This window comes from Alteripontixanthobacter muriae (assembly GCF_013336795.1).
GTDB lineage: Bacteria > Pseudomonadota > Alphaproteobacteria > Sphingomonadales > Sphingomonadaceae > Pseudopontixanthobacter > Pseudopontixanthobacter muriae.
In genome coordinates this window covers 40,220-59,946 of sequence record NZ_JAAFZT010000005.1, presented here as the reverse complement: position 1 = coordinate 59,946, position 19,727 = coordinate 40,220, and the positions used below count along the sequence as shown (strand labels likewise).

At 61.0% G+C, this 19,727-nt stretch carries 15 protein-coding genes; 8 read left to right on the top strand and 7 right to left on the bottom strand.

Annotated features, from left to right (window positions below):
• Positions 1 to 89: 89 nt before the first annotated feature.
• Positions 90 to 1,055 carry a TraB/GumN family protein gene (locus G7A66_RS01745; protein WP_332310467.1) on the bottom strand — a complete coding sequence of 322 codons (966 nt, stop codon included), beginning with the start codon at positions 1,053 to 1,055 and terminating at the stop codon, positions 90 to 92.
• A gap of 116 nt (positions 1,056 to 1,171) precedes the next feature.
• Here G7A66_RS01745 and G7A66_RS01740 point away from each other — a divergent pair, with 116 nt between their 5' ends.
• Genes G7A66_RS01740 through ppdK form a run of 3 tightly spaced genes read left to right on the top strand, consistent with a single transcriptional unit; the run spans position 1,172 to position 7,120 of the window.
• Positions 1,172 to 2,086: a glycine--tRNA ligase subunit alpha gene (locus tag G7A66_RS01740; protein ID WP_174293986.1), complete on the top strand. Its 915-nt coding sequence runs from the start codon at positions 1,172 to 1,174 to the stop codon at positions 2,084 to 2,086.
• Positions 2,083 to 4,398 carry a glycine--tRNA ligase subunit beta gene (gene glyS / locus G7A66_RS01735; RefSeq protein ID WP_174293985.1) on the top strand — a complete coding sequence of 772 codons (2,316 nt, stop codon included), beginning with the start codon at positions 2,083 to 2,085 and terminating at the stop codon, positions 4,396 to 4,398. Before G7A66_RS01740 ends, glyS begins: the two co-directional genes overlap by 4 nt.
• Before the next feature lie 55 nt (positions 4,399 to 4,453).
• On the top strand, positions 4,454 to 7,120 hold the full coding sequence (ppdK, locus tag G7A66_RS01730) for a pyruvate, phosphate dikinase (RefSeq protein ID WP_174293984.1): 2,667 nt from the start codon (positions 4,454 to 4,456) through the stop codon (positions 7,118 to 7,120).
• Here ppdK and G7A66_RS01725 read toward each other — a convergent pair.
• Positions 7,117 to 7,863 carry a methyltransferase domain-containing protein gene (locus G7A66_RS01725; protein ID WP_174293983.1) on the bottom strand — a complete coding sequence of 249 codons (747 nt, stop codon included), beginning with the start codon at positions 7,861 to 7,863 and terminating at the stop codon, positions 7,117 to 7,119. The genes ppdK and G7A66_RS01725 overlap by 4 nt on opposite strands.
• 53 nt (positions 7,864 to 7,916) lie before the next feature.
• On the opposite strand from G7A66_RS01725, the gene G7A66_RS01720 reads away from it, so the two are divergent.
• From G7A66_RS01720 to G7A66_RS01705, 4 genes are all read left to right on the top strand, one after another.
• Positions 7,917 to 8,675, top strand: coding sequence for a ComF family protein (locus G7A66_RS01720; RefSeq protein ID WP_174293982.1), 759 nt, complete (start codon positions 7,917 to 7,919; stop codon positions 8,673 to 8,675).
• A 348-nt stretch (positions 8,676 to 9,023) separates the two neighbouring features.
• On the top strand, positions 9,024 to 9,398 hold the full coding sequence (gene hisI / locus G7A66_RS01715) for a phosphoribosyl-AMP cyclohydrolase (protein WP_174293981.1): 375 nt from the start codon (positions 9,024 to 9,026) through the stop codon (positions 9,396 to 9,398).
• A 32-nt stretch (positions 9,399 to 9,430) separates the two neighbouring features.
• Positions 9,431 to 9,898, top strand: coding sequence for a MerR family transcriptional regulator (locus G7A66_RS01710; protein ID WP_174293980.1), 468 nt, complete (start codon positions 9,431 to 9,433; stop codon positions 9,896 to 9,898).
• A 51-nt stretch (positions 9,899 to 9,949) separates the two neighbouring features.
• A complete protein-coding gene (locus G7A66_RS01705; protein WP_174293979.1) occupies positions 9,950 to 11,755 on the top strand; it encodes an acyl-CoA dehydrogenase C-terminal domain-containing protein in 1,806 nt (601 codons plus the stop codon).
• Positions 11,756 to 11,833: 78 nt separating this feature from the next.
• Here G7A66_RS01705 and cysK read toward each other — a convergent pair whose 3' ends face one another.
• The 3 genes from cysK to G7A66_RS01690 all read right to left on the bottom strand — a co-directional run bounded on the left by cysK (position 11,834) and on the right by G7A66_RS01690 (position 14,981).
• Positions 11,834 to 12,754 carry a cysteine synthase A gene (cysK, locus tag G7A66_RS01700; RefSeq protein ID WP_174293978.1) on the bottom strand — a complete coding sequence of 307 codons (921 nt, stop codon included), beginning with the start codon at positions 12,752 to 12,754 and terminating at the stop codon, positions 11,834 to 11,836.
• Positions 12,751 to 13,977, bottom strand: coding sequence for an MFS transporter (locus G7A66_RS01695; protein WP_232366591.1), 1,227 nt, complete (start codon positions 13,975 to 13,977; stop codon positions 12,751 to 12,753). The genes cysK and G7A66_RS01695 overlap by 4 nt, the downstream gene beginning before the upstream one ends.
• A gap of 155 nt (positions 13,978 to 14,132) precedes the next feature.
• A complete protein-coding gene (locus G7A66_RS01690; protein WP_174293976.1) occupies positions 14,133 to 14,981 on the bottom strand; it encodes an AAA family ATPase in 849 nt (282 codons plus the stop codon).
• A 230-nt stretch (positions 14,982 to 15,211) separates the two neighbouring features.
• Here G7A66_RS01690 and G7A66_RS01685 point away from each other — a divergent pair, with 230 nt between their 5' ends.
• Positions 15,212 to 16,420, top strand: a complete 1,209-nt coding sequence (locus G7A66_RS01685; RefSeq protein ID WP_174293975.1) for a bifunctional alpha/beta hydrolase/OsmC family protein — start codon at positions 15,212 to 15,214, stop codon at positions 16,418 to 16,420.
• A gap of 29 nt (positions 16,421 to 16,449) precedes the next feature.
• Here the strand turns inward: G7A66_RS01685 and parE are convergent, their stop codons facing one another.
• Together parE and G7A66_RS01675 are read right to left on the bottom strand one after the other, a co-directional pair.
• Positions 16,450 to 18,441: a DNA topoisomerase IV subunit B gene (gene parE / locus G7A66_RS01680; protein ID WP_174293974.1), complete on the bottom strand. Its 1,992-nt coding sequence runs from the start codon at positions 18,439 to 18,441 to the stop codon at positions 16,450 to 16,452.
• Positions 18,442 to 18,518: 77 nt separating this feature from the next.
• Positions 18,519 to 19,673 (bottom strand): penicillin-binding protein activator, encoded by a 1,155-nt coding sequence (locus G7A66_RS01675; RefSeq protein WP_232366581.1) that lies wholly within the window; start codon positions 19,671 to 19,673, stop codon positions 18,519 to 18,521.
• Between the last annotated feature and the right edge of the window lie 54 nt (positions 19,674 to 19,727).

Below are 19,727 nucleotides of genomic sequence, written 5' to 3'. Positions count from 1 at the left end.
CGCGGAATCGGAGCGCTCCTCACGTGCATTGCCCCCGCTGCATCCGGCAAGAACCGCTGCCGCGCAAACCGTAATCAAAAGCCGTTTCGTCATTGCACCCGCTCCGTCTGGATACCGCGGTCGGCAAGGGCATCCTGTACCGACTTCTCGCCAGCCAGGTGGCCAGCGCCAACAGCGATGAAGACCGTGCCCGGCTGATCCAGCCTCCTGTCGATCCATCCTGCCCAGTTCCGGTTACGCTTGTAAAGCAACCATTCGGCGAGCACCGGGTCCGTCATGCTATCGTTCATCAGAGCGGCCAGGCCGTCCGCATCGCCTTCGAGCCATTCGGCAACCATGGCGTCGATCATGGGCTTCATCTTGTCGAAATTGTCGGCAACTTCGGCAAGAAAGCTGATCTGCGATTCCATCGGCAACTGGTCGAAAAGCGCAATCTGATAATCGACAGTTTCCAGCTCTCCGCGGCCCAGACCCGCGCCGGCGCGGCTTTCCAGGATCTTCTCCACCCCCTGATCGGGCGTATAGCCCTGCTGCAGAAGCGGAAGCATCGACAGCATCATTGCCGCGTACCACGGCTCGAACCGGTCGAAAGAATCGGCGGGAAGGCCAAGTCCGGCAACTGCCTTTTCGTAGGACGCGCGCTGGTTTACATCGAGGAGGGCACGCAGCGACTGCCCTTCCGGCAGCACCGCCTTTTCCGCAACCAGCTGCTGCATCGTCGCAGCCATGCTTTCATCGGTGAGAATTTCGGTCACCAGCATGTCGGACGAGGCAAGCGCGTCGGAGATGGTGCCGCGATACCAGTCCATTCCTTCGGGCAGGGCATGAACCGTCCCGAACAGATAGATCGTCGTATCCTCATCCGCCACGCGCCACAGGGCTGGGCCGTCCAATTCGACTTCGGCCAAGGACACGCGGGTGTTCGGCACCGGCGTCGGCAGGCTCTGCTGAGCGCAGGCGGGTAGGGTCGCCAGCATGGCCACGCCGGAGAAAAGCCCGGCAATCCTGCGCATAATCGGTTTCATCACGGCCTTCGTCGCATGTAAATTCTTCACGGATGATGAATGCCCGTTCATCGCGGCAGTGACAAGCCTTTCCGAAATACCGGCCAATGGGCGGCTGTGCAGCCCGGCATTGACGCTCAAACGCCCATCCGCCAAAGCCCCGCACCATGGCACGCGACCCTGCAAACAGCTTTCAGGACATGATCCTCACGCTCCACGATTACTGGAGTGCTCATGGTTGCCTGATATTACAGCCCTACGACATGCGGATGGGCGCGGGCACTTTTCACACCGCGACGACCTTGCGCGCATTGGGGCCGGAGCCGTGGAACGCAGCCTTCGTCCAGCCCTGCCGCCGCCCGACCGATGGCCGTTACGGCGAAAACCCGAACCGGCTGCAGCATTATTACCAGTATCAGGTGATCCTGAAGCCAAGCCCGAGCAATCTGCAGCAGCTCTACCTAGACAGCCTTTCGGCCATCGGCATCGATCCGCTGAAGCACGATATCCGCTTCGTGGAGGACGACTGGGAAAGCCCCACCCTCGGCGCTTGGGGCCTTGGCTGGGAAGTCTGGTGCGACGGGATGGAGGTGACGCAGTTCACCTATTTCCAGCAGATGGGCGGCTATGATTGCAAGCCCGTCGCGGGTGAACTTACCTACGGGCTCGAGCGGCTCGCCATGTATATTCAGGGTGTCGACAACGTGTACGACCTCGCGTTCTCCGCGCCCGCAGCGGGGCGGCCAGGCGTTTCCTATGGCGAGGTGTTCCTCGAAAACGAAAAGCAGATGAGCGCCTGGAATTTCGAGATCGCCGAAACGGATGCCCTGTTCGACCTGTTCCGCAAGGCCGCTGCCGAATGCCGCAATGCGCTGGAAGCCAAGCTGCCCATTCCCGCCTATGAACAGGCGATCGAGGCCAGTCACATCTTCAACCTGCTGCAGGCCCGCGGCGTGATCGGCGTGCAGGAACGCGCCAGCTACATGGCACAGGTGCGCGACCTGGCGCGTGGTTCATGCGAGGCATACATGGAGCGGGAGAAGGAGCGCTGGGCCAGCGAATATCCGGAGTGGTCGGCATGAGCGATTTCCTCCTCGAACTGCGGTCCGAAGAAATCCCCGCGCGCATGCAGAAAGGCGCACGGCAGGATCTGGCGAGGCTGTTTACCGAACAGATGGTCGCGGCAGGGATCGAGATTGCCTCACCCGAGGTCTTCAGTACGCCGCGCCGCCTTGCGCTGATCGCTCGCAACCTGCCCGAGCACACGGAAGCGGTGAGCGAAGAACGCAAGGGGCCGAAAGCGGATGCGCCGGACAAGGCCATCGAAGGCTTCCTGCGTTCCACCGGTCTGGCGCGCGACCAACTGGAGGTGATGGACGTCAAAGGCACGCCCACGCTTTTTGCCGTGACCGAGGTGCCGGGCAGGGCAGTTAGCGACGTTCTGGCCGAAGCCATCCCTGCGATCGTCCGCGCTTTCCCCTGGCCCAAGAGCATGCGCTGGGGCGAGGCCTCGCTGAGCACCGAAAGCCTGCGCTGGGTACGCCCGCTTTCCGGGATCGTCGCCTTGCTGGATGGTGAGATCGTGCCCTGCGAAGTGCATGGCGTCACCAGCGGCGCGGTTACCCTGGGGCACCGGTTCCACCATTCGGGCGACATAACTATCGGCGGCGCGGATGATTACGCGATGAAGCTGCGCGCCGCCCACGTCATCGTCGATCATGCGGAACGGGAGGCCCTAATCTGCAAGGGCGCGCATGACGTCGCGGCTCAGGCGGGGCTTGATCTGGTCGAGGACGAGGGGCTGGTGGTCGAGAATGCCGGTCTGACGGAATGGCCGATCCCGCTGCTTGGCCATTTCGACGAGGATTTCCTCGCCGTTCCGCCCGAGGTCATCCAGCTGACCGCCCGCACCAATCAGAAATATTTCGTCTGCGAACGTGACGGCAAGCTTGCGGATGCATTCATCTGCACGGCCAATATCGAGGGCCGCGACGGCGGAGAGGCCATTGTCGATGGCAACCGCAAGGTGCTCGCCGCAAGGCTGGCCGACGCGCGCTTCTTCTGGGAGCAGGACCGCAAGAAGACCTTGGCCCAGCATGCCGAGGGTCTAGAGCGGATTACCTTCCACGAAAAGCTCGGTACCGTCGCCGACAAGGTCGAGCGGGTTGCGAAGCTGGCGCGTTGGCTGGCGGAAGAGGGCATCGTGCCCGGTGCCGATCCAGACCTTGCAGAACAGGCTGCGCATCTAGCCAAGGCAGACCTCGTTACCGAAATGGTTGGCGAGTTCCCGGAATTACAAGGCGTTATCGGCGGGTATTATGCTCGTGCCGAGGGTCTGGACGATGCAGTGGCTGATGCCATCCGCGACCACTACAAGCCAGTGGGGCAGGGTGAAGAGGTGCCCACTGCGCCGGTGACGGTAGCGGTGAGTTTGGCGGATAAGCTGGATACTCTGGCCGGGTTCTTCGCAGTTGATGAACGGCCGACAGGCTCCAAAGACCCTTTCGCTCTCAGGCGAGCCGCCCTGTCCAGCATACAGCTAATTATGGCTAACGAACTCAGGTTTGCTCTGCCACGAGCTTTCTTAAGCACTTCCTCCGATGTTTTAATGGGTCGTATGACCAAAGGTGCGAACGATCTCTATGACAGGCTGGTTTCTGATCTGAGGACAATCCAAGATCGGGGCGCGAACATCAATACGGCTTTACAGGGGCTGCGAGCGTCGCTCGACGATGTATACGATCCGATGAAGGAGGAAGGTCTGAAGGTCGGTCTTGCGCGAATCTACGACCTTCTAGACTTCTTCGCCGACCGCCTCAAAATTCAGCAACGCGAAGCGGGCGTTCGCCACGATCTTATCGATGCAGTGTTCGCGCTCGGGAACGAAGATGACCTTGTGCGGCTTCTTTCCCGTGTGAACGCGCTGCAAACCTTCATCGCCTCCGAAGACGGAGCCAACCTCCTCGCCGCCTACAAGCGCGCGGCCAACATCCTGAAAAAGGAAGACTGGCACGGGATCGAGGGTGAGATTGCCCGCACGGGTGAGGAAGACCCGCTCGCCATAGTCGACGATCCCGATCTGAAGGCGGTGGTCGATGCCAAGATGGCGCAGCGCCACAGCAATGCTCTTTCCTACACGCCCGAACCGGCCGAAAAGGCGCTGATGGATGTGCTGGATCAGGCAGAGCCAAAGGCGAAGGCTGCGGCTCAGGCGGAGGATTTCTCCGGTGCGATGTCGGCGCTCGCATCCCTGCGTGCGCCGATCGACCGGTTCTTCGACGAAGTGACCGTGAACGCGGACGATCAGGACAAGCGCACGCAGCGCCTGAACCTTCTCGCCCGCTTCCGCGCCGCGGTGGATGCGGTCGCCGATTTCAGCCGCATCGAAGGATGAAGTCTATTTGGCATGGACCGTGTTCCATGTGTTCCATGCAACAGGATGTTCCCTGATGAGCAACGAAACCGTTTACCACTTTGGCGGCGACGCCCCTCACAAGGACGTGCGCCAGAAGGACAAGACGATCACCGGCGGCAAGGGTGCCAATCTTGCGGAAATGGCCAGCATCGGCCTTCCGGTGCCTCCGGGTTTCACCATCACCACCGAAGAATGTGTGCGCTACCTGAAGGAAGGCGCGGATTTCAGCGCGGCGCTGCGTCAGAACGTGGCAAGTGCGCTCGAACACATCGAAAGAACGGTCGGCAAGTCGTTCGGAAGCAAGGACGATCCGCTTCTGGTATCGGTGCGCTCGGGCGCGGCAGTTTCCATGCCAGGCATGATGGACACCGTGCTCAACCTCGGCCTGAACGACGAAACGGTACAAGGCCTGGCAAAGGTTTCAGGCGACCCGCGCTTCGCTTGGGACTCCTACCGCCGGTTCATCCAGATGTATTCCGATGTGGTGCTCGGCGTGGATCACGGATTGTTCGAGGAAGCGCTCGAAATCGCGAAGGAAGACAAGGGCATATTCTCCGATACGGAGATGGAGTCTGAAGATTGGGAAGGCATCGTCGCGCAGTACAAGGCGATCTGCCAGCAGGAAACGGGCGATCCTTTCCCGCAGGATGTGCAGGCGCAGCTCTGGGGCGCTATCGCTGCCGTGTTCGACAGCTGGGATGCAGACCGCGCCAAGATCTATCGCAGGCTGAACGACATTCCCGCCGACATGGGCACTGCCGTGAATGTCCAGGCCATGGTCTTCGGCAACATGGGCGATACCAGTGCAACAGGCGTCGCCTTCACTCGCGACCCATCGACGGGCGAGAAGGCGTTCTACGGCGAATGGCTGGTAAACGCGCAGGGGGAAGACGTGGTCGCCGGCATCCGCACCCCGCAATATCTGACCAGGAAGGCGCGCGAGGATGCCGGTGCGAAGCCAGCGAGCATGGAAGAAGCCATGCCGCAGGCCTTTGCTGAGCTGGCCCAGACCTTCGACCTGCTCGAACGCCATTATCGCGACATGCAGGACATTGAATTCACGGTGCAGCAGGGCAAGCTCTGGATGCTCCAGACCCGCACCGGCAAGCGTACCGCCAAGGCGGCGCTCAAGATGGCGGTGGACATGGTCGGCGAGGGGCTGATCGACGAAAAAACGGCTATTCTGCGCGTCGACCCGATGGCTCTCGACCAGCTGCTGCATCCTACCCTCGACCCGGATGCGAACCGTGACGTGCTCACCCGCGGCCTTCCGGCATCGCCGGGGGCAGCGGCAGGGCGCATCGTACTCGATGCCAATACCGCCGAACAGCACGCCCAGCGCGGTGAGAAGGTCATTCTCGTCCGGCTCGAAACCAGCCCGGAAGACATTCACGGCATGCATGCTGCGAAGGGCATTCTGACTGCGCGGGGCGGCATGACCAGCCATGCCGCCGTCGTCGCACGCGGCATGGGGCGCCCCTGCGTATCGGGTGCTTCGGAACTCACGATCGACATGAAGGCGCGCACCCTGCGGATCGGCTCGCGCCAACTCAGCGAAGGCGACATGCTCACGCTGGATGGCGGCAACGGTCAGGTGATGGCCGGTGAAGTGCCGACCGTCGAACCTAAGCTTGCCGGCGATTTCGCTACCTTGATGGAATGGGCCGACCGTCACCGCCGCATGAAGGTGCGCACCAATGCCGAAACACCCGCCGACTGCCGCATGGCAAGGCAGTTCGGTGCGGAAGGCATCGGCCTTTGCCGTACGGAGCACATGTTCTTCGATGCAGACCGCATAAGCGCCGTGCGCCAGATGATCCTGGCAGAAGACGAAGCGGGTCGCCGGGGAGCCTTGGCAAAACTGTTGCCTGAACAAAGGAAAGACTTTCACGAGATATTCGAGGTCATGGCTGGACTGCCATGCACGATCCGGCTGCTGGACCCGCCGTTGCACGAATTCTTGCCAAGTGCCGAGGATGACTTCGCCGAGCTCGCCGATGCCACGGGGTTCGGAATAGATCATCTGCGCCGCCGCGCCGCCGACCTTCACGAATTTAATCCGATGCTTGGCCATCGTGGTTGCCGCCTCGGCATCACATATCCCGAAATTTACGAAATGCAGGCACGCGCGCTGTTCGAGGCGGTCTGTGATGTTGCTGCATCGAGCGAGCAGGCCCCGCTGCCAGAGATCATGATCCCATTGGTCGGAACGCGCCGGGAACTGACGATCCTTCGCGAACTGGTGGAACGTGTCGCGGCCGAGGTGTTCGCTGAGAAGCGGCGAGAAGTCGAGTATCTGGTCGGCACCATGATCGAACTGCCGAGAGCCTGCCTGATGGCGGATGAAATCGCGAAGGACGCGATGTTCTTTTCGTTCGGGACCAACGACCTGACTCAAACGACGCTCGGCGTTTCGCGCGATGATGCGGCCCGTTTTCTCGGGCCCTATGTCGAACAGGGCATCTACGATCGCGATCCCTTTGTCAGTCTCGACATTGATGGAGTGGGGCAGTTGTTGCGCACTGCCGTCGAACGGGGGCGAGCCACGCGTTCCGACATCAAGCTCGGCATATGCGGCGAACATGGAGGCGATCCAGCATCGATCTCTTTCTGCAACGAGGTCGGTCTCGATTATGTGAGCGCTTCGCCCTACCGCGTTCCCATCGCCAGGCTTGCCGCAGCGCAAGCATCGCTGCGCTAGGATCTCCAGCCGGTCAGGGTCAGTATCTCGAAGGTTTCGGTCACGCGGCCGGTTTCGTCGGCGTGCTCGTCGAAGATCGTGCGCAGTCTGGCCGCAGTCGCTCGGGATAGCGGCGGCGGCACCGATGCAAGTCGGTTCGTCATTCCGTTTGCCCGTAAATCGCCTATGAGCCGGTCGAGCGTGGAATACCGCACCTTCACCGACCGGCTGTCGACCACCTGGCGGGCGAAACCGGCGCGCTGCATCAATTCGGCGGCGGCGCGGGTGTCGACCATCGGATGCATGCGTGCGGCCGGTCGTTCCGTTTCTGCATCGAGCAGGCTCTTGCGCAGAACAGGCAGGCTACCCGCACCCGCAAAGGTCATTAACGCCAGACCGGCGGGGGCCAGTGTGTTACGCAGATGAAGCAATGCTCCAGGCAGATCGTTCAACGTATCGAGCAGGCCCATGCTGACGACCAGATCGTAATCTGCAAAGGGCAAGGGCTGTTCTTCGTCGATCAGCAGCGGATCGAGAACATCCACCTGGGCATCTGTGCGCCTTAGGTGGTTTGCCAGCTCGCGAGAGTAATCTCCTGACAGCAATGCCTTTTCAGGGGATATATGCATGAAGCCAAGCCGATCCATGATGTCCTCTGCCATTTCGGTGAACAGAAACGGCGGCTCTTGCATGCTCGACAAACGTCGCAGGGTGGCCCTGCGGCGAGACCGGGAAAAGATCTGCGGAATAGTGGCTCGTGTCATGACCCCGGAATGCAGGTCTTGCGCCTGTGGCGCAAGCGCGGCAGGTGGCGCTGATGCGGTATTCAGCACTCCTGCGCCAATCTCTCATGCCGTTTGTCGATATCATCTATCCTCCGCGGTGCCCGCTGTGCGGCGAAGCCGTCGCCAGCCAAAGCGGCCTCTGTTCGCCATGCTGGGGCAGCTTGCAACTGCCCGGGCAACCATCGTGCATGCTCTGCCAGGCGCCGCTGGACCATACCGCTGTGATCGAGGGTGCGATCTGCGCGCCCTGGATGCTTCAGCCACCGCAGCATGACGGCATAGCGGCAGGCACTCTCTACAATGCGCCATCGCGACAGCTTGTTCTCGACCTGAAATATGCTGGCCGGATTGGCCTTGCTGCCATGATGGCAAGGCTGATTGCAGCCCGACTCCCGGAAATGAGAGGCGAATGGCTGGTCGCACCGGTCCCCTTGAACCGCTGGCGGCTCTGGCGGCGGGGCTATAACCAAGCGGCGTTGCTGGCGATGGAAATCAGCAAATTGCGCAGTTTACGATATGAGCCGGTGCTCCTGCATCGCACAAGGCATACGCCATCGCTTGGCGGAATGGGCCGAGAGCAGCGGAAGAAAACGCTTGCGGGCGCTATCGCCGTCAAGCCTTCGCAGGCCGCCAAGGTGAAAGGCAGCGATATCCTTCTGGTAGATGATGTGCTCACCAGCGGCGCGACGAGTAGCGCTTGCGTGAATGTGCTCAAGAAAGCAGGCGCCCGGCGCGTGGTCGTGGGCTGCTTTGCGCGAGTATTGCCGGAAAATGGTCAGGCGCAGCGCTGATGCAACGCACAGGCGCCCTGAAAACGCGAAACGCCCGAGGCCTGAGCCCCGGGCGCCACGTGACGATCAACATGAACCGCTTTTCAGCGTCGGCGGCTTTCCCCCCAGATTGCCGCCGCTGTTCTGTTCCTCATCAACAGTTCGGATGGTGACCACCCAAATGACCTCACATCCGTCCTTCCTGAACCTTGGCGCCTTGCAACGCCCGGTCCGCAGTGCCGCTTCTCCCACCGAAACACGTGCTATCAAAGCAGGAATGGGAATTTAGCTGCAATTGACTGCTGAATGTTGTCATATTGCAACATGGGTTAGGCCCGCCACAATGAGCATGAGCTACAGAGACGCATAATGAGCCCGATCAAAGAAAAAAAAGAAAAAACACGTGAATGGCTGCCCAAGTTCGATGACAAGGGTCTGCTGAGCGCAGTCGTCCAGCACTGCACGACGGGCGAGATATTGATGGTCGCTTTCATGGACCGGGAGGCGTTGGACGCAACTGTTCGAACGGGTTTTGCGCATTTTCATTCCCGTTCTCGCGATCGCCTCTGGAAGAAAGGAGAAGAGTCCGGGAATGTTCTGCCCGTAATTGAAATGCTTACTGATTGCGATCAGGATGCCATCGTTTTGAAGGTCGATCCGGCAGGGCCGACTTGTCACACCGGAGCCGAAAGCTGCTTTTACCGCCGCATGGAGGGAGGAGAGCTACGCTTCATCTCTCCTTGACCTTTACGTAAAGGGTATGTATACGATCGGGCATGCCACGAACATCTCTCGCGCAAAAAGCACCCGCTCCTTCTGTTGCAACTTCGGCTGAAAGGCACAAAGGCGCGCATATCGATCGGCCGGACAAGTTCGGCCGTGAAAATTACAGCATATCCGACCTGACGGAAGAGTTCGACTGCACGGCCCGCGCCCTGCGTTTCTACGAGGATGAGGGCCTTGTCGCGCCTGCCCGAGTGGGGCTTGCACGCGTCTATTCCAAGCGTGACCGTGCCCGGCTCGCCTGGATCATGCGCGCCAAGAACGTCGGGTTCAGCCTGACCGAGATCAAGGAAATGATCGACCTCTACGATCTCGATGACGGGCGGGTCGAACAAAGGCGCGTCACGGTCGAGCGGTGCCGCGCCCATGTTGCCAAGCTGAAACAGCAACGCGCCGATATCGATTCATCGATCAAGGAACTTTCCGCTTTCATCCGGCAGGTCGAGGCGCAGACCGGCTGATTGCCGTCTGTGACTCGATCGCCGGTACCACCTCCATTCAAGGAAATTTAGATGCCCACCTATACCGCCCCGACGCGCGACACGCGTTTCATCGTCAACGAAGTGCTCGATCTGGCAAGCTATGGCAATTTGCCAGGCTTCGAAAGCGCGACGCCCGACATCATCGACACCGTCATCGATGAAGCCGGGAAGTTCTGCGCCGAGGTCCTGCAGCCGATCAACGCGATAGGCGATCGCCAGGGATGCACCCGGCATGAAGATGGCTCGGTAACCACTCCGGATGGCTTCAAGGAAGCTTTCGGCCAATATGTTGAATCGGGATGGGGCACGATTGCCCAGCCCGAGGAGTTCGGCGGGCAGGGCATGCCGCATGTGCTGGGTTTCGCCGTCGAGGAGTTCATGGGCACGGCGAACCAGGCGTTCGCCATGTATCCCGGCCTGACCAATGGTGCGGTGTCCGCAATCATCGCTGCGGGTTCGCAGGAGCAGAAGGAGAAATACCTCCCAAAGATGATCGCCAATCGTTGGCTTGGCACGATGAATTTGACGGAACCGCATTGCGGAACCGATCTCGGCCTGATCCGCACCAAGGCTGAACCGCAGGCCGATGGCAGCTATGCAATCACCGGCACGAAGATCTTCATCTCGGCCGGTGAGCATGATCTGACCGAGAACATCATCCACCTCGTGCTGGCGAAGACTCCGGGCGCCCCGGACAGTTCCAAGGGCATTTCCCTGTTCATTGTTCCCAAGGTGCTGGTGAACGAAGACGGATCGCTGGGCGAGCGCAACGGCGTGACCTGCGGGTCCATCGAAGAGAAGATGGGCATTCATGGCAACTCGACGTGTGTCCTGAATTACGACGGGGCAAAGGGGTATCTCGTCGGTGAGGAAAACCGCGGCCTTGCAGGCATGTTCGTCATGATGAATGCCGCGCGTCTCGGCGTCGGAATTCAGGGTCTGGCGCAAGCTGAAGTTTCCTACCAGAACGCCGTCGCCTATGCGCTGGACAGGCGGCAGGGCAGGGCGCTGACCGGACCTGCGGAGCCTGAAGCGGCCGCTGATCCGATTTTCGTGCACCCGGACGTGCGACGCATGCTGATGGATGCGAAGGCCTTCACTGAAGGCATGCGTGCGCTGGCGCTTTGGGGCGCGTTGCAGGTCGATCTGACTCACAAGGCGCAGACGCAGGAAGAGCGCGAGGAAGCCGATCTGATCATCAGCCTGCTCACGCCCGTGATCAAGGGTTACGGCACCGACAAGGGCTACGACATCGCTACCAACATGCAGCAGGTTTTCGGCGGCCACGGCTACATCCAGGAATGGGGTATGGAGCAATATGTCCGCGACTCCCGCATCGCCATGATTTACGAAGGCACCAATGGTGTTCAGGCGATGGACCTTTGCGGCCGCAAGCTCGCCCGTGACGGTGGCAAGGCGATTCAGGCGTTCTTCAAGACGGTCGATGAAGAAATCGCAGAAGCGAAGGCGGACGATGCACTCGGCAACATCGCCACGCGGCTCGAAAGTGCCTTGGGTGAGCAGAAGGCTGCGACCATGTGGTTCATGCAGAACGCGATGAAGAACCCGAACGATCTGGGGGCGGGCGCACATCATTACATGCACATCATGGGCATCGTCACGCTGGGCCTGATGTGGCTGCGCATGGCCAAAGTCGCTCAGACGAAGTTGACGGGTAACCCTGAGGACAAGGCGTTTTACGAGGCAAAGCTGACGACTGCGAACTATTATGCGGAACGGTTCCTTCCCGATGCAGGAGCGCTGCGCCGCAAGCTGGAAGCCGGAAGCGCCAGCATGATGGCTCTGCCCGAGGAAGCGTTCGCTACCGCCGCTTAATCGCTTCAGTCCGCGACACACAAAAAGGGCGGCTCTCTGTTCGGAGAGCCGCCCTTTTAACTTCAGCAGGATTAAACCTTATTGTTCCGGCAGAAAGTCCGGCACCGACAGGTACCGTTCGCCCGTGTCGTAATTGAAGCCCAGGATGCGGGCACCGCTATCCAGTTCCGGCAGTTTCTTGGCAATCGCGGCGAGCGTCGCCCCGCTCGAGATGCCGACCAGCATGCCTTCTTCCGAAGCGGCCCGGCGGGCCATCTCCTTGGCCTTTTCGGGATCGACGGTGATCGCGCCATCTATCGAGGACGTGTGCAGATTGCCGGGAATGAAGCCTGCGCCGATGCCCTGGATCGGGTGAGGTCCGGGCTGCCCGCCGGATATGACCGGTGAACCTTCCGGCTCCACCGCATAGGCCTTGAAATTAGGCCATTTCTTTTTCAGCACCGAAGCGCAGCCACTGATGTGCCCGCCGGTGCCGACGCCCGTTATCATCACGTCAATAGGTGCATCGGCAAAGTCGTTGAGGATTTCCATGGCGGTAGTCTTGGTGTGCACGTCGAAGTTTGCCGCATTCTCGAACTGTTGGGGCATCCAGGCATTATCGGTTTGATCGACGAGTTCCTTGGCGCGGTCGATCGCTCCTTTCATGCCGCCTTCTTTCGGCGTCAGATCGAATGTCGCGCCATAGGCCAGCATCAATCGTCGGCGCTCGAGCGACATGCTTTCTGGCATGACGAGCACGAGTCTGTATCCCTTGACCGCAGCAACCATTGCCAGGCCCACGCCCGTGTTGCCGCTGGTCGGTTCGATGATGGTACCGCCGGGCTTCAACTCGCCGGATTTCTCGGCTGCCTCGACCATGGCGAGGGCGATGCGATCCTTGATCGATCCGCCGGGATTGGATCTCTCCGATTTGACCCATACCTCATGGCCGGGAAACAGGCGCGAAAGGCGAATATGGGGCGTGTTGCCAATGGTGGCGAGGATGTTGTCGGCTTTCATGAGGCCTCCTTGCTTGCAGTGTGTTCTTCGTTCGATTGATCCAACGCTTCGGGCGCATCGAAGGTCCGGGTGGTGCGCAGGACCGGGAAGATGCGCGCCCACAGCGCGACGGTAGCAATGGCTCCGATGCCTCCGGTTACCACGGCCAGGACCGGGCCGATGATCCACGCCAGAGTGCCCGAGAAGAAGTCGCCGAACTCGTTCGACGCCGAAATGGTCAGCAGGGAGACCGAGGAAACGCGCCCTCGCTTGTCATCCGGCGTGTGCAACTGAATGAGCGACTGGCGGATGTAGACGGAGAACATGTCTGCCGCTCCGACGATGAACAGCATGGCCAGCGAAAGCGGCATCGTCTTCGAAAGGCCGAAAACGACGGTGGCAACACCGAATATCGCCACAGCCCAAAGCATCTTCGGTCCGACATTGCTCTTGAGCGGGAAGAAGGAGAACCACAGAGCCGTCAGCGCGGCGCCTACGGCAGGTGCCATGGCAAGGTTCGCCAACCCGGTTTCGCCGACCTCCAGAATGTCGCGGGCATAGACCGGGAACAGCGCGGTCGCGCCCGCCAGGAATACGGCGAACAAGTCTAGAGTGATGGCGCCGAGCACCATCTTGTTCCGAACGACATAGCGCAGCCCGTCGACGATCTGCCCGATCGGCCGCTGCGCGCCGAGAATTTCGGACCGGGGAACATGACCGATGAAGCCGAGCGCGAGAAAGGACAGCGCGAACAGTCCGGCGGCGATGGCATAGGGAAGGGCAGGCGCGATGACATAAAAATAGCCGCCGATGGCCGGCCCGACGATCATCCCGACCTGCCACGCTATGGACGAAAGCGCGATGGCATTCGGCAGAATTTCTTTCGGCACGAGGTTTGGCGCCAAGGCCGACAAAGCCGGCCCTGCAAACGCCCGCGCAATCCCGAGCATCACGGCGATGGTGAACAACCCCGTCAGGCTTATCGCATTGTTATAGGACAGCCACGCGAGCACGCCCGCACTCGTCATCTGTAACAAGACGGTAAGCCGCGCCACGTTGCGGCGGTCGAGCCGGTCGGCGACAAGGCCCGAAAACGGCGTCAGGAAGAACAGCGGCACGAATTGCAGGAGGCCGATCAGCGCCAGCTGTCCCGACGCTGCGGCCACATCCATGCCGCTGTCGCGGGCGATATTATAGGTCTGCCAGCCGATGATCAGCAGCATGGCATATTGCGCCAGCGTCATGGACAGGCGCGATATCCAGTAGGCGCGGAAATTGGCGATGCGGAAGGGGGCCGGTATTTTCACAAGCCGTCCTTGGCAGCGCGCGTGGCAATTGGAAAGTCGTCTCGCTTCCGCTCGCCCCGACATGAAGCGAGCGGAAGCTGGAGCGGAAAGGCTCAGGCGTTCCGGCGCGACATGAAGGCGAGCCGTTCGAACAGCATCACGTCCTGCTCGTTCTTCAGCAGCGCGCCGTGCATCGGCGGAATGGCCTTGGTGGGATCGCGGTCCTGCAGAACCTCCAGCGGCATGTCCTCGTTCAGCAGCAGCTTGAGCCAGTCGAGCAGTTCGGAGGTGCTCGGCTTCTTTTTCAGGCCCGGCACGTCGCGCACCTCATAAAAAATGTCCATCGCCTTGGTGACCAGCGTCTTCTGGATGTCGGGGAAGTGAACATCGATGATGTCGCGCATCGTCTCGCGGTCAGGAAACTTGATGTAATGGAAGAAACAACGGCGCAGAAATGCGTCGGGCAACTCCTTTTCATTGTTCGATGTGATCACCACGATGGGCCGCTCGACAGCGGTGATGCGCTGCTGCGTTTCATAGACATCGAAGCTCATGCGGTCGAGTTCCTGAAGAAGATCGTTCGGAAATTCGATGTCCGCCTTGTCGACTTCGTCGATCAGCAGGACCGGCAGCTCGGGTGCGGTGAACGCCTCCCACAGCTTGCCTTTCTTGATGTAGTTGGAAATGTCATGGACCCGCTCATCACCGAGCTGTCCGTCACGCAGCCTGGCCACCGCGTCATATTCATACAGGCCCTGCTGTGCCTTAGTGGTGGATTTGACGTTCCATTCGATCAGCGGCGCATCGATGGCGCGGGCGATTTCATGAGCGAGCACGGTCTTGCCGGTACCAGGTTCGCCTTTCACCAGCAGCGGGCGGCGCAGCATGACCGCTGCGTTCACTGCTACCTTCAGATCGTCCGTGGCGATATAGTCTTTCGTACCTTCGAAACGCTGCTTCATCTGTGCATCTGCCTTGTCATGTTGCCTTTGACAGGGTGGTTAGAGGGCGCCGCCGGACGACGCAAGGCGAGTGCCTCCGATCGGGCGATCATCACGCCACCCGTTATCGAGGGTCGGGGGTTTACCCGCCTTTGCAGCGGCTGGCGGACGTGCTGGAAGCGCCGGACGAGATGCGTTAGGCGGGACGACAGACCCGCAATCCGCTCTTGCAGGTGTCAGAAGGAAGATAAATGCCGACCGAAACCGTGACTATCACCGCTGCCTCGGGACATGACCTTGCAGGATCGCTGGAGATGCCGACCGGCCTGGTGCGCGGGGCAGCGTTGTTCGCTCACTGCTTCACCTGCACGAAACAGAGCCGCGCCGCCGTGGCGGTCAGTCGTGCCCTTGCAAGGCGCGGTATTGTCACCTTGCGCTTCGACTTCACTGGCCTGGGCGGCAGCGAAGGGGAATTCGGCCGTGCGGGGTTCAGCACCGATATAGCCGATCTGACGGACAGCGCGCGCTATCTGATCGAACGTTTTGGCGGGCCGGTGCTGCTGGTGGGGCACAGCCTTGGCGGCGCAGCCGTGCTCAGCGCCGCTGCTGGCATGAAGAATGTCGCCGCTGTCGTAACCATCGGCGCCCCGTCGGACGTGCCGCATGTGCTGACGAACATCGAAGGCGATCTTGCGGCGATCGAGCGGGACGGGGAAGGGGACGTGACCATTGGTGGCCGCCCGTTCCGCATCGGGCGCAGTTTCATCGAGAATACACGCAGCACCAATCTGCTTTCGGCGGTGTCGGAACTGCGAACCCCCTTGGCAATATTCCATTCCCCGCTGGACGGCGTCGTCAGTGTGGATCATGCGGGAAAACTGTTCGCCGCTGCCAAGCATCCCAAAAGCTTTATTAGTCTCGACAATGCGGATCATCTGCTGACCAACCCTGAAGATGCAGAGTTCGTGGCGGACATGGTCGCGGCATGGTCACAGCGTAACCTGCCATTGAGCGCGGATTGGCCGATGCCCGAGGAGGGCGTCGTGGTGCGATCAGGCCACGGGCGTTTCGGAACGGAGGTCCACACAGGCACTCACAGCTTCGTGGCCGACGAACCTCGCAGCTTCGGTGGGGACGATACCGGGCCGACGCCTTACGACCTGCTGCTGGCGGCGCTTGGCACCTGTTCCGCGATGACAATGCAGATGGTGGCGCAGCGGCGGAAATGGCCGCTCGAAGGCGTTCGCATTCATCTTCGGCATGAGAGCGACCATGCAAAGGATTGTGAAGATGCGATCGACGGCAGCTTGAAAGTCCAGGCGATCCACCGGGTGATCTGCTTTGAAGGAACCGCGCTCTCGGAAGAACAGCGCGACAGCCTGGTCACTATTGCCGACAAATGCCCGGTGCACCGCACGCTGGAAGGGGAAATCCACATCCACACTGCCAAGGGTGAATGAATGCTGGTGAAAGGCGGTAAGCCCCTGCTTCAGGCGTCGATCATGTCCTTGTCCAGCTCGCCTGCGCGGTTCTGAATGAAGTTGAAACGGTGTTCAGGATTGCGGCCCATTAACTGATCGACGAGTTCACGCACGGCAGCGCGCTGCTCGAATTCGGGCGGCAGGGTGATGCGGATGAGGCTGCGGCTTTCCGGTGCCATCGTCGTTTCGCGCAGCTGGCCCGGGTTCATTTCACCGAGGCCCTTAAAGCGTCCGACATCGACTTTCTTGCCCTTGAAGACCGTCGCTTCCAGCTCTGCACGATGTTCGTCGTCACGGGCGTAACGGCTCTCTTTACCGGCGGTCAGCCGGTACAGCGGCGGCTGTGCAAGGAACAAATGACCTTCGCGGACGATGTCGGGCATCTCCTGAAAGAAGAACGTCATCAGCAGGGTGGCAATGTGTGCGCCGTCGACATCGGCATCCGTCATGATGACGATCCGGTCGTAGCGAAGGTTCGAGGCGTCGCAATCCTTGCGGGTTCCGCAGCCCATGGCGAGAATGAGGTCGGCGATTTCGCTATTGGCGCGGATCTTTTCGGCCGTGGCGCTGGCGACGTTCAGTATTTTGCCGCGGATGGGCAGGATGGCCTGCGTCTTCCGGTCCCGCGCCTGTTTCGCGCTGCCCCCGGCGCTGTCGCCCTCGACGATGAAAAGCTCCGTTTCGCCGTCGCCTTCGCCAGAGCAATCCGTCAGCTTGCCGGGCAGACGAAGCTTCTTGGCATTTGTGGCCGTCTTGCGTTTTACCTCCCGTTCCGCCTTGCGGCGGAGCCGTTCGTCCATTCGCTCCATGACCTCGCCCAGCAGCGCTTTTCCGCGATCCATATTGTCGGAAAGGAAATGATCGAAATGGTCGCGAACAGCATTCTCCACCAGGCGAGCCGCTTCCGGGCTGGTCAGGCGGTCCTTGGTCTGGCTCTGGAACTGCGGTTCGCGGATGAACACCGACAGCATGACTTCAGCGCCGTTCATCACGTCATCGGCGCTGATGTCCTTGGCTTTCTTCTGACCCACCAATTCGCCGAAAGCACGCAACCCTTTCGCCAGTGCCGCGCGCAAGCCCTGTTCATGCGTGCCGCCATCCGGGGTGGGTACGGTGTTGCAATACCAGCTTGTCGAACCATCGGAATAGAGCGGCCATGCAATGGCCCATTCGACCCGGCCCTGCGTCTGGCCTTCCTCGTTCCCGGCGAATTCCTGGCTCCCGGCGAAGGGCTGCGTGGTTACGCATTCGCGGCCCGCCACCTGTTCGGCAAGATGGTCTGCAAGCCCGCCGGGGAATTTGAATGTCGCCTCGGCCGGAACGTCGTCGCTCGCCAGGCTATCAGCGCATTTCCAGCGAATTTCCACGCCTGCGAACAGATAGGCCTTGGACCTGGCGAGGCGGAACAGTCGCGCCGGTTTGAACTGCCGGTCACCGAAGATCTCGGTGTCTGGCGTGAAGCTGACAGTGGTACCGCGCCGGTTTGGCGTGGGGCCGAGCTGTTGCAGGGGGCCGAGCGTCTCTCCTCGGGCGAATTCCTGCGCATAAAGCTGCTTGTCGCGGGCGACCTCGACACGTGTATCCGAACTCAACGCATTTACGACGCTGACGCCGACACCGTGCAGGCCGCCGCTGGTGGCATAGGCTTTTCCGGAAAATTTGCCGCCCGAATGCAGCGTCGAGAGGATAACCTCAAGCGTGGACTTTCCGGGAAACTTGGGATGTTCGGCGGTGGGGATGCCGCGGCCATTGTCAGCAACGCTCAGGCGATTGCCTTCCTCCAGCGAAACCTCGATCCGGGTCGCATGGCCGGCCACGGCCTCGTCCATCGCATTGTCGATGACTTCGGCCGCCAGGTGATGAAGCGCGCGGTCGTCCGTGCCGCCGATGTACATGCCGGGGCGACGGCGCACGGGTTCGAGCCCTTCCAGCACTTCGATGGAAGAGGCATCGTAATCGCCGCTCGAGGTCGGCGTATTCGCAAACAGATCTTCGGCCATAAAGGTGCTATAGGGCGCGGATTCGTACGATTACAAGCCGGGACACCCGAATTGTCACCCGCCTGCCGCCCTCCGGATCAGAAACGTGCCGGTGCCGCGTCTACGATGGTCACATCGTCGGCCCGAACCTCGCGAACTTCCATCGCCCGGTAGACGACGCCGTTGCGCTGGAAGCGGAACGGACCGTCCAGTCCGAGGAAGCCGTCTTCGCTCCGCAAAGCTCCGACCGGGAAGTCACGTCCGACCCGCCATTCCTGCGCGACGTTGAGAGCGAGGAGAACCGCATCATACCCCAGAGTGGCGATACGATAAGGCTTGCTGCCGAAGCGCTCCTCATACGTTTCCGAAAAACGCTTGAACCGGGCGTCTGACACTGCCGAGAACCAGGCGCCGCGAAGAGCCGGGCTGCGGAAAACATCGGCCTCGCCGCTCCACAATTCGGTGCCGAGGATCTGCGTGCCGCCCTGCCTGAATACTTGCGCGGCCTGTGCCGAAAGCCGGGTACCGTCGGCGATGAGAACGGTATCGTATCCGCCACGGGCCCGCAGCCGCTCTGCCGCGCTGGTGATCGAACTGTTTCCTCGCGTGTATCGTTCCACGCCCACAAGGCGTCCGCCGAAGTTGCTGATGGAGCTTGTCAGTGCGGCCTCGGCCCGGCGGCCATATTCACCGTCGGGTACGATGGCGGCGAAATTGCGGGATCCCTGCTCGCCCGCATAGCGGACGGTGCGATCGATCGACTGTTCGGGAATATGCCCCATGACGAAGGCATCCGCGCCGGCGACGGAGGTGTCGTTGGAAAACGAGATGAGCGGCACGTCTGCAGGGCGTGCGACCGCCTGAACGGCAGACACATTCTCCGCCAGCAGAGGCCCAAGGATCAGGGCGTTACCATCCGCAATGGCCGTGGCGGCAGCGCTGGCAGCGCCGGTCGCCGTGTCGTAGGTGGTGATGCGCAGATTGTCGGCATTGGCGTCGAGCAGTGCCATGGTGGTCGCATTCGCAATCGACTGTCCGACTTCGCCATTGGCTCCGGACATCGGCACCAGCAGGGCTACCCGATGCCGTTCCTCGTCCTGCGGCAGGGCCGAAGGCGTGGGACTGGGCACGGGTGCAGTCGTGGGTGGCGGCGGAGGTGCGGGGGTGCGGCTGCCACCGCTGGGGATGATCTGGCAACCGGCCAGAAACACCGTGGCGCCAACCATCAGAACATTGCGCCTGTCAAAATTCATCCGCTTCATGCTTGCCGCTTCCCGTCATTATGGTCCAATGCGCATTGCGTGGAA